The organism is Caballeronia sp. (assembly GCF_049581465.1).
In the GTDB taxonomy this organism is placed as follows: domain Bacteria; phylum Pseudomonadota; class Gammaproteobacteria; order Burkholderiales; family Burkholderiaceae; genus Caballeronia.
Map to the genome: position 1 here is coordinate 1 of NZ_JBAUSA010000817.1, position 10,183 is coordinate 10,183.

At 61.9% G+C, this 10,183-nt stretch carries 10 protein-coding genes; 6 read left to right on the top strand and 4 right to left on the bottom strand.

Annotation, left to right across the window (positions count from 1 at the left end; all coding sequences use genetic code 11):
* The coding region (locus WCA53_RS20090) for a translocation/assembly module TamB domain-containing protein (RefSeq protein WP_423914712.1) at positions 1 to 2,731 on the bottom strand (2,731 nt) is incomplete at its 3' end.
* Positions 2,732 to 2,756: 25 nt separating this feature from the next.
* A complete protein-coding gene (locus WCA53_RS20095; protein WP_423914717.1) occupies positions 2,757 to 4,493 on the bottom strand; it encodes an autotransporter assembly complex protein TamA in 1,737 nt (578 codons plus the stop codon).
* A gap of 113 nt (positions 4,494 to 4,606) precedes the next feature.
* Here WCA53_RS20095 and WCA53_RS20100 point away from each other — a divergent pair, with 113 nt between their 5' ends.
* The 5 genes from WCA53_RS20100 (at position 4,607) to panD (ending at position 7,561) form a co-directional block, all read left to right on the top strand.
* Positions 4,607 to 4,819: a hypothetical protein gene (locus WCA53_RS20100; RefSeq protein ID WP_423914720.1), complete on the top strand. Its 213-nt coding sequence runs from the start codon at positions 4,607 to 4,609 to the stop codon at positions 4,817 to 4,819.
* Positions 4,820 to 5,154: 335 nt separating this feature from the next.
* Positions 5,155 to 5,343, top strand: coding sequence for a DUF3460 family protein (locus WCA53_RS20105; RefSeq protein ID WP_423914741.1), 189 nt, complete (start codon positions 5,155 to 5,157; stop codon positions 5,341 to 5,343).
* A gap of 2 nt (positions 5,344 to 5,345) precedes the next feature.
* Positions 5,346 to 6,245 carry a segregation and condensation protein A gene (locus WCA53_RS20110; RefSeq protein ID WP_423914723.1) on the top strand — a complete coding sequence of 300 codons (900 nt, stop codon included), beginning with the start codon at positions 5,346 to 5,348 and terminating at the stop codon, positions 6,243 to 6,245.
* A gap of 71 nt (positions 6,246 to 6,316) precedes the next feature.
* Positions 6,317 to 7,159, top strand: a complete 843-nt coding sequence (panC, locus tag WCA53_RS20115) for a pantoate--beta-alanine ligase (protein WP_423914727.1) — start codon at positions 6,317 to 6,319, stop codon at positions 7,157 to 7,159.
* A 15-nt stretch (positions 7,160 to 7,174) separates the two neighbouring features.
* On the top strand, positions 7,175 to 7,561 hold the full coding sequence (gene panD, locus WCA53_RS20120) for an aspartate 1-decarboxylase (protein ID WP_423914732.1): 387 nt from the start codon (positions 7,175 to 7,177) through the stop codon (positions 7,559 to 7,561).
* Positions 7,562 to 7,647: 86 nt separating this feature from the next.
* Here panD and WCA53_RS20125 read toward each other — a convergent pair whose 3' ends face one another.
* Both WCA53_RS20125 and WCA53_RS20130 read right to left on the bottom strand, forming a co-directional pair.
* Positions 7,648 to 8,274 carry a ParA family protein gene (locus tag WCA53_RS20125; protein ID WP_423914735.1) on the bottom strand — a complete coding sequence of 209 codons (627 nt, stop codon included), beginning with the start codon at positions 8,272 to 8,274 and terminating at the stop codon, positions 7,648 to 7,650.
* Positions 8,275 to 8,538: 264 nt separating this feature from the next.
* Positions 8,539 to 10,014 carry a cobyric acid synthase gene (locus WCA53_RS20130; protein WP_423914738.1) on the bottom strand — a complete coding sequence of 492 codons (1,476 nt, stop codon included), beginning with the start codon at positions 10,012 to 10,014 and terminating at the stop codon, positions 8,539 to 8,541.
* 66 nt (positions 10,015 to 10,080) lie between these two features.
* Here WCA53_RS20130 and WCA53_RS20135 point away from each other — a divergent pair.
* Positions 10,081 to 10,183: bifunctional adenosylcobinamide kinase/adenosylcobinamide-phosphate guanylyltransferase (locus tag WCA53_RS20135; RefSeq protein WP_423914743.1), on the top strand; the 103-nt coding region annotated here is incomplete at its 3' end.

A 10,183-nucleotide genomic window follows, 5' to 3' on the forward strand; every position in this document is an offset into this window, starting at 1 on the left:
CGATGGAACCGTTCAGCGGCGCTTCGTCGGTGACCGTCAGCACGCCGTCGCGCATCGCAAGGGGCGTGTGGACATTGGCATCGATCGCGCCAATCCGGGTCGCAGCCGCATGCAGCGTCGCGTTGAGCTGGTTGCCGCCCGTAAATTCCGCGCGCGCGATCATGTCCGTGATGCCGAGCGCCGCGACGCCACGCGCGGCGTCGATGGAAATGTCGCCGGTCCGGCGCTTCACTTGCACGTAGCCGGTTGCGGTCGAACCGAGGGCGAAATTCCAGTCGCCATCGAAGATGAGATCGGTCTCGACGACGGGTTCGACGCCCGTCAGTTCGCGGCGAATTTGCTGCAACCGGACGGCTGAGACATTCGTCAGTTGTCCGGCCGAACTGATGCGCCCGTTGTCGAACGCGAACGATTTCAGGTCGAGCTGGGCGCCCTCCGCTGAAAAACGCGTTGCACCGAGCACCACATGGTTCGGCGCGTAGCTCACGGTCACCGGCGCTTCGAGGTTGAGATCCGGCATGCCCTTGTTCGATAAGCGCGTCACAGTCCCGTCCCAGTGCTCGCCGTCGCGGGCATCGGTCAAGCGTCCGTTCGCAGCAAGCGTCACGTTGACCGCCTCGCCGCGCACCTTGCCCACGGCCGTCGCGTCGAGCGTGTGGTTGGCGCGCGTGCCGTTCAGGTTGGCGTTGAGGCTCGCGAGATCGACGCCTGACGTGCTGACATCGCTTGCTTGCAGGGTGAAGACGAGCGCGCCGTTCGCGCCGTCGCGGGCCTCGGCATGCCCTTGCGCATGGCCCACTTTGTTCTCGCCGAAGACTACGCCGTCGGCCTGATAGTCGGCCGCGAGGTTCGGGTGCGCGAACGAGCCGGTGATATCGCCGTTTGCCTTGACCAGGCCCGCCAGCCCGAATCCGAGACGTTCCAGTTGCGGGGCATCGATACGAAAGCGCAACCGGTCGCCCGGCGCGCCGAAACTGCCATTCAGGTCGATCTCGTTTCCAGCGATGGCAAGGTTAGCCGTACTCGGCAAGATCCGCGTTCCCGCGACCTGGACCGTCCCTGCGCCGGTGAGCGGCACGTTGTCGTAGACGCTTTCGCCGAGCTTGAATTGCGCCTTGGTAGTGAGCGTCGGCGCGAGTACGCCGGTCGCGGCCAGCGTGCCGTTCACGCGCGCGACGATCGTGCGGGACGCGGCGGGCGGCTTGCCTTTGGCCACATTGGCCGCTTTCGCATCCGGCTTCGATGCGATGATCTGTTGCGAAAACAGCAGCGGATCGAAGTCGATAAGCTTCGCCTTCAGGTCGTAGCTCGAATTCGAGTCCTTTTTGAGCGTCCCGCTCAATTCGATACGGCCCTTCCCCGCGCTCACTTTCACGTTGTCAAAAGCGGTCCGCTTTGCGTCCAGCGTGACCTTGCCTTGCAGGCGCAACGCCGCTTGCTTGTCGTCCAGATCGAGCGTGATGGCTTGTGTATCGCCGACGAGCGTGACGCCGATCGGGCCATTGAACTGCGTCGGACGCAGGGTCGATTCGATTGCGTTCAGATCGAGTTTCGCGACCTTCAGGTCGAATTGCCCTTTGCTGCCGGCAAGCGATCCGCCGCCCGTGATGGTCATGTCCTTCAACAGCCGAACGTTCAGCCCGGAGATAATCTGCGCCGATGCATCGAGTTTCACGTTCGCGTGGGCATCGATTAGCGGCAGCAGCTTTTTGTCGACGGAACCGGGCTTCGCGTTCACGATCGAGACCGGGCCTGTTACGACCAGCGTCTTCGGCGTAGCCGGATCGGGCTTCAGTTCTGCGCGCACGGCGAGATCCGCGAACGGTGCGCTCGGGCTGAACGCCTGCGGATTGACGTGGTCGACGGTGACGAGCGCGCGCTTGAGCGGCACGGCGCCAAAGGGCATCGCCTCCACGTGCGCGTGGCCGGTCAGCTTCATGCCGCTGGCATCGACATCGGCGATCAGGTTCTCAAGCGACCCCGTCAGATGCGCGGCGACCTGCACCGCCTCGTCATTGACCTTGCCCGAATAACCGGCATCGCCGTCAAGTGGAAACGGCCGCGCGCCGCCATCGAGCTTCACGGTTGCGGTGACCGCGCCAAACGGCGTATCCAGGCGCTCGACGCTCGCCTCGTGATGACGGCCGTCGCTGCGTCCATGCAACGCGAGGCGCGTGAATTCAGTGGTGGTCGCGCCCTCGTGGAGACGCAGTTTTGCCAGCGTCACGTCGCGGATCGCGAGCTGGATCGGCAGGCGCAGGTCCTGCGGCAACTGCATCGGTGTTTCATCTTTCGGCGACGGCGGGATCCGTGCATCGACCGTCCCGACATGCAAATAATCGATAGTGAATCGCAACGGCGCGCGCGTCAGTTCCCAGCGGCCCGAGACGCTATCGATGGCGACATCCGTGCCCTTGCCATCGAGACTCCTCCAGCGCACGTGGCGCAACTGGAGCCCGGTCGCGATGGCGCCGCCATCGAGCGTGCCGCTCAACCGGCCGCCCAGCAGGGACGTTGCCGCCCGCCACACGTACTGCGTTCCGCGCTCGCTCTGGACGGCGTACAGGATCATCGCCACGCCGAGCAACAAGCACAGCACGAGCGCCAGCACGATCCCGCCCAGCCATTTCGCCAGGTGGCGCCAGCCGCTGCGCCCAGGCGGGGGCGCAGGCGCGTCGCTCTGCCGATCCTCGGAAGAGTCTGGTTGAGATTGGCCGTCGTGATCCGTCATGCTTGGCCGTCTGAAAAAAGTAAGGTCAAAACGCGATCCCGAGCGTCAGATACGGGCGGATGTCGTGATTCTTGAAGCCATAGCCGATATCCACATTCACCGGCCCGACCGGACTGCGCCAGCGCGCTCCAAAGCCCGCACCCGGTTCGAATACGCGCTCGTGCCAGGTATCGGTGGCAGTGCCGATGTCGAAGAACACCGCCGCGCCCCAATCATGCGTGAACCAGTGTTGATATTCCGAGCTGCCGGTGACCAGGTACTTCGTCGGCAACACGGAACCGTCGACGTTATTGCCGATGCTCTGATAGCCATACCCTCGAACCGAATTCGATCCGCCCGCCCTGAAAAGCAGCGACGCCGGCACGCCGCTCGACCCGCCCGACGTGAACACACCGCCCAGCTCCGCGCGAAACACGAAGAGATCGTGCTTGCCGAGCGGCACATATTGAAGGAAGTTCGTGTAGATCCGGCCGAAAGTCTGGTCAGCGAGCACACCCTTGATCGCGAAACCCGCCTCGGCGCGAATCAGGTTGCCGGAACGCGGAAACAAGGGATCGTCAACGTCGCGCCGCACCCATTGCCACGCCGGCACGAGCGCACGGCTGGTAGTCGGGCCGGCCGCGTTCTGCGTCAACCGGTCGTCGTAGTACAGGATGGAATACGTCGTGTCGATATTCTGCGACGTTTTCTGCCGCTGCACGCCTCCGCGCGCGCTGTAGATACGCGTGTCGGAGAAGTTGGTGTTGGTGTAGGAGGCCAGGACGCTGTTAATCCAGCCGCGCTCGCCCGGCGGCATCGCGAGCGACACCTGGCCATATTGCTGCGTCTGGTCGACGCGCCCGGTGACCGTGAACGGATAAGCCTTGCCGAAGGTATCGAGGTAACTGTACGAACCCTGGATATGCGGGCCGGTATCCGTTGCGTAACCCACACCGTAACGCACGCCGTTGTACGGATATTCACTGACCTTCAGGTGGACTGGCGTCTCGTCCGGCTTGGTGACGTCGTTGTCGGCGTCGATCGCAACCGACGCGTAATACGGCGTGTTCTGCAACTGCCGCTGCAATTCGATGATGCGCGAGACGTCGTAGATATCGCCGGGATGAATCGGATCGACGTTGCGAATAATCTGCTCTGGATAACGCCTCACGCCGCTGATATCCAGGGCGCCGAAGGTGAAGGTTGGCCCGCTATCAAAGGTCACCGACAAATCGACGATATGCGTGCGCGGATTCACGCGCGCCTTCGACTGCGAGATCTTCGCGCCGAGATAACGATGTGCCTGCAACACTTTCAGCGACGCGTTCTTCGCGTCGTTCCAAGCTGCTTGCGAGAACGGTTCGCCTTCCTTGATCGAGAACGCAGCGCGCGCGGTCTTTTCCTGTGCGCGATCTTCCGTCGTAATCGCGCCCTTGAACTCAAGGGATACCGAAGCCACCGTGGTCTGCGGACCCGGATCGACGCTGATCGTGACGGACTTCTTATCGCCCTCGTGTTTGACGTCGGTGCGCACGACCGGCGAGAAATAGCCGTCCGTTGCGACCAGGTCGCGCACTTCCTGCGGCGTGGCCGTCACCAGGAAGTCAAATTGCTCGTCGCTGATATCGTCACGCTTCTTGAAACGTGACAAATCGAGATGGTCTTTCAAAAGTGACCGGACGCTGCGCGGCGCGTCGATATCGACGTCGTACTTCGCGTGGGCCGGCTGGGCGGCGGCGCACAACGCCAGAACGCGCAGCGTCCAGAAGATACGCCGCGCCATTGGCCATCCACGTGACGGTGCCGTCGACGACGTTATCGGCGGCGCCTGGTCGCGCCGCACGTCGGCTTGCCCGCGCCTGAAGCGCAGCGGATCAAACGGGCGCCCCGCCAAACGTGACCTCCGGCGATAAAAACTGCGTTGAATTTGCAAGGATGATTAACTGGCGCGACCTCGGGCAATTCACCGCGCTCGACCAGAAGCAGGCGCTATTTCACCACATTGGCGCCGAAGGCTGTCCCGAAATAACCCGGCCACCGCCTCTGCACTACCGAGGTCTTGACGAAACCGGCCTGTTGAATAACAGACGAAAAGATGAAATCGCCTGAATAGCGCGTTGGACGGCAGTAATCGGCGCTCGTTCAAAAAAGATCTGTGGATTGCGTTTGGCGATAGTAGTGCGCAATTGCGTGTACGTTTGTGTGCGCAATGGCTCGCTTATGGGCGCAATTCCGGCCTTTCCGATAGACCGTATGGACATGCCGCAGGCTTTCGAGCCCGTTATCGTTCCGCTGTGCCTCGCTTGCGGTAAAATTCCGGTGTTTGCTGGCGGCGTCTCCTTCGAGTCACTTCCCAGCCTGCGCCGCGCCCGTTTTTGAAATACGTTTTAAATCCCGTTTCTGAATCCCGTTTCTGAATCGCTCTGAAGCCCACCGGAAGTCGAATCATGTACCAGTCGGATATCACCCAGTTCATCAATCAGATGAAAGAAAACAAGCCGTCGCTCGAAGCAGAACAGCGTCGTGGCCGCGCGCTGCTGTGGGACAAGCAACCGATCGACCTCGACGAAAGTTCGGAGAACAAGCAGTCGCGGGTCGAGCAAACGCCCTACGTCTATTACCAGAACTTCTGAACGTGAGTGCTGCCCGCGAGGCGCGTCCGGCATCGGATCGGTCGAATCGTTCAGGTAGCGAGGCGCGCGCCGCGGCAGCGCTCGCCGCGCCTGCGACCGACTCCACGCCGAACACCGTCGACGGCGTCGCGTTCGCTCATTTGTACGGCGAGCCGCTGTGGAAGCTGCCCACTGACCTGTATATCCCGCCAGACGCGCTCGAGATTTTTCTAGAGGCGTTCGAAGGTCCGCTCGACCTCTTGCTGTACCTGATCCGCAAGCAGAACTTCAACGTCCTCGACATCCCGATGGCCGACGTGACGCGCCAGTATCTGGGTTACGTCGATCAGATCCGCGAATCCAATCTGGAACTCGCCGGGGAGTACCTGCTGATGGCCGCCATGCTGATCGAGATCAAGTCGCGCATGCTGCTGCCGGTGAAGAAAGCCGATACCGGCGAGGACGCCGAAGATCCGCGGGCCGAACTCGTGCGCCGCTTGCTGGAATACGAGCAGATGAAGCTCGCGGCTCTGCGGCTGGACCAGATTCCGCAACTTGGACGCGACTTCTTGCGTGCGGAAGTGTATGTCGAGCAAAGTTCCACACAACGCTTCCCGGACGTCGACGTAGTCGATCTGCGCGCCGCCTGGGCCGATATCGTCAAGCGCGCGCGACTCGTCCAGCATCACAAGATCTCGCGCGAGGAATTGTCGGTGCGGGAACACATGAGCATGATCCTGCGACGGCTGCAGAACACGCGCTTCATGGAATTCTCCGATCTCTTCGACGCGACGCGTGGCGTACCCGTCGTGGTCGTGAATTTCATCGCGATGCTCGAGTTGTCACGTGAATCGCTGATCGAAATTACCCAGGCCGAGCCGTACGCGCCCATCTACGTGAGACTTGCGTATTCACCGGCCTGAGCGCCCTATCCTATTTTCTTTTTCCCCTGGAGCGGCGCTTTCGACGCTGCCCGCACGGAGACCCTCGCCAGATGAAAGTCATCAGCTCGATCCATGAACTGCGCGACCAGATGCGCGGCCAGAACCGGACCGCTTTCGTGCCCACCATGGGCAATTTGCACGAAGGTCATTTATCGCTGATGCGGCTTGCGCGCCAGCACGGCGATCCCGTGGTCGCGAGCATTTTTGTGAATCGGTTGCAGTTCGGGCCGAACGAAGACTTCGATAGATACCCGCGCACGATGCAGGAAGATATCGAGAAGCTGCAGTCCGAAAACGTCTATGTGCTGTTTGCGCCGACTGAAGCCGATCTCTATCCGGAGCCGCAGCAATATCGCGTGCACCCGCCGACCAATCTGGGCGACATCCTGGAAGGCGAGTTCCGTCCCGGCTTTTTCCAGGGCGTATGCACGGTGGTGATGAAGCTGATGTCGTGCGTGCAGCCCCGCGTCGCGGTGTTTGGGAAGAAGGATTATCAGCAACTGATGATCGTGCGGCAGATGTGCCACCAGTTCGCTTTGCCGACCGAAATCATCGCCGCTGAAACCGTGCGCGATACCGACGGCCTCGCGCTCAGCTCGCGCAATCGGTTCTTGCAGGTGGCCGAGCGCGCCGAGGCGCCTGAGTTGGCGAAGACCCTGAATCGCGTGCGCGACGCCGTCCTGGCGGGAAACCGCGACTTTGCATCGATTGAAAAGGACGCTGTCGAATCGCTCGCGCGACGCGGCTGGCAGCCGGATTACGTCGCGGTGAGAAAACGTGTTGACCTCTTGCCGCCGAATTCGGCCAACGCCGCCGACACCGCCGCACCCCTCGTCGTGCTGGCCGCGGCGAAGATCGGCACGACGCGTCTTATCGATAACCTGGAAATCTGAGCGAATTAAGCCAACATGCAGCGAACCCTTTTGAAATCGAAGATTCACCGCGCAACCGTCACGCATTGCGAATTGCACTACGAAGGCTCATGCGCCATCGACGAAGACTTGCTCGAAGCCGCCAACCTGATGGAAAACGAACAGATCGATATCTGGAACGTGAACAACGGTGAGCGCCTGACCACTTACGCCATCAAGGGCGAGCGCGGCAGCGGCATGATTTCGCTGAACGGCTCGGCGGCGCGCCGGGCGCAACTTGGCGATCTGGTGATCATCGCGGCCTTCGCGCTGGTCGACGAAGCCGAGGTGAAGGCGGGCTGGAAGCCGGACCTCGTTTTCGTCGATGAAAAGAACCGGATCAAGGGTAACCGCGACCACGTGCCTACGCAGAACTGGACGTAAGGCCAGCACTTACGGAGTGGGTATTGAGAAAAAGACGCCGGTTGGCTTCCTGATAGGGCCAACGGGCGTTTTCACATCCGGCGAGCCTACTTCTTCGATACCCATTCAACGATCGGCCCCCATTGCTCCAGATCCTTTTCCACCCGGCTCTTTGCGACATCCCACAGCGTCAGGCCGTGCGCCGCAGCTTGCACGTAGTTCTGGGTATCGCGGAGAAATCCGAGGACCGGCAGGTCAAGCCCTTCCACAAACCGATGTAGCTGGTCCGCCGATTTGGTCCGGGCGTCCACACGCATGCCGACCACGCCGACCTCGATCGTACCCTTGCGCACCGCCTTTTCCTTTTGCAAGCGGATCAGGAATTCCTGCGTGGCGAGAATATCGAACATGGACGGCTGGAGCGGCACGATCACCTTGTCCGCCAGATCGAGCGCCAGCGCGAGGCGATTGCCGTGGATTCCGGCGGGCGTATCGACGACCGCTTTTTCCAACCCTTTTGGCGGCTTCGACGGTGCGTCGACGTTCATCTTCCATTCTTCGATCCTCGGCAAGGTGTCCGGCCGGAGGTCGAGCCAGCTGTGCGCCGACTGCTGCTTGTCGAGGTCCGCGAGCGCGACCCATTCGCCGTTTGCCGCAAAGTAGCCGGCCAGATTCGTCGCCAGCGTGCTTTTACCTACGCCGCCCTTTGGATTCGCCACCACGATCACGGTCATCTAATTTTCCTTTTCTCATGCATGCAGTGGCTTGACGCGTGGCCAACGCGGGCTTTGCGGGGCCTTCGCTCGTCGCCGTTTTTGCTGCCGTTTTGCTCCGACGGCAGAAAATGAAACGTTCGAGCCCTTGATATTATCGGATTTGGCCTTTTCAGCCGATTTTTAGCTCATGCGCCCAGGTTGGCGCGCGGCTCATTTCTCAAGGGCTTCCGGTCGGCTAGCGATGCGTCCGGCGACAGCTAATTGCAACGCACGCCGCTTAAGTCACGCGAACATCGGCCCCAACGCGCCCAGGTCTATCGACGCCGCGAGCGTATCGGCCAGGCGATCGAGCGACGCCTCGCGTAGCGCCGGATAATCGACCGCCTTCGCATCACGCAAGCCCGCCCATTCAAGCAGCGCCACACACGCCTGCGGGGTGTCGAAGATGCCATGCAGATACGTTGCGGCGATCTGGCCATCCTCCGATACCGCACCGTCCGCACGCCCACCCTCCAACATGACCGCCGGCCTGTCGAGCGCCGCGCCAACCGTGCGTCCCATGTGAATCTCGTAGCCGCGTACTGGCGCGCTCGCGCCGCCCACGGTGAGCCGTCCTGTCACGTTCTCCAGCAGCTTGTCAGGCGTCAGCGTGGTCTCCAGATCCAGCAATCCAAGCCCGCTTACACAACCCACGGGGCCCTCGAATCCATCGGGGTCATCGACGGTGCGGCCCAACATCTGCATGCCGCCACAGATGCCAAGCACTTTGCCGCCGTATCGGAGATGCCGGTCGATGGCGTGGTCCCAGCCGTTCTCTCGCAGCCATGCCAGATCACGTTGCACACTCTTCGAACCGGGCAACACGATCAGATCGGCCGGCGGCGGCGCCACTCCCGCGCGCACGTAAGAAAAGTCCACCTGCCCGTGCGCGCGCAATGCGTCGAAATCAGTGTGGTTGCTGATACGCGGCAACGCGGGCACGATGACTTTCAGCACATCGCCATCGCCGCCACGGGTGTGGAGCTGGCTCGGCAGCATGTCTTCGGCATCGAGCGTCAAGCCGTGTAAATACGGCACCACGCCCAGCACCGGCTTGCCAGTCTGCGCTTGCAGCCAGTCGAGGCCCGGTTGCAACAAGCCAAGGTCACCCCGAAACCGGTTGATCACGAAACCGCGAATGCGCGCCCTCTCCGTCTCCGATAAACACGCGAGCGTCCCGATAAAGTGCGCAAACACGCCGCCACGATCGATATCGGCAACCAGCACCACCGGGCAATCCACCCGCTCCGCAAAGCCCATATTCGCGATGTCGCGATCGCGCAAATTCACCTCGGCGGGACTTCCCGCCCCTTCGACGATGATCGCGTCGAACCGTTGCTGAAGCCGCGCGTATGAGGCAAGCACGGCATCGAAGGCGACGGGTTTATAAGCGTGATACGCACGGGCATCGAGATGTGCATGCGCGTGGCCGTGGATGATGACCTGCGCCCCGCGATCGCTAGTCGGCTTGAGCAACACCGGGTTGAAATCGATCTCCGCGTCGACGCCGGCCGCAATCGCCTGCAACGCCTGCGCGCGCCCGATCTCGCCGCCGTCCACCGTTACCGCGCTGTTCAACGCCATGTTTTGCGGCTTGAACGGTGCAACCTTCACGCCGCCGCGCCGCGCGAGCCGGCAAAGCCCCGCGACCAGCGTGCTCTTGCCGGCATCGGAAGTCGTGCCCTGGATCATCAAGGTGCCGCGCGGTGAAAATTGCATGTGAGATTGCGTGCTCGAAGTGCCCTGGGAAGCCGCTATGGTAGCGCCCGCCGTTACAATCATGCGATGACTTCGCCCGATCTCACCTTCATTCTCGGCGGCGCGCGCTCCGGCAAGAGCGCGCATGCCGAACGGCTAGCCGCCGCCAGTGGCTTGCCCGTCACCTACG

What these genes read in the sequence shown, in the direction of transcription:
- WCA53_RS20095 (WP_423914717.1), bottom strand. Translation starts at nt 4,493, where the DNA reads ATGGCGCGGCGTATCTTCTGGACGCTGCGCGTTCTGGCGTTGTGCGCC.
- panC (WP_423914727.1), top strand. Translation starts at nt 6,317, where the DNA reads ATGAAAGTCATCAGCTCGATCCATGAACTGCGCGACCAGATGCGCGGC.
- panD (WP_423914732.1), top strand. Translation starts at nt 7,175, where the DNA reads ATGCAGCGAACCCTTTTGAAATCGAAGATTCACCGCGCAACCGTCACG.
- WCA53_RS20125 (WP_423914735.1), bottom strand. Translation starts at nt 8,274, where the DNA reads ATGACCGTGATCGTGGTGGCGAATCCAAAGGGCGGCGTAGGTAAAAGC.
- WCA53_RS20130 (WP_423914738.1), bottom strand. Translation starts at nt 10,014, where the DNA reads ATGCAATTTTCACCGCGCGGCACCTTGATGATCCAGGGCACGACTTCC.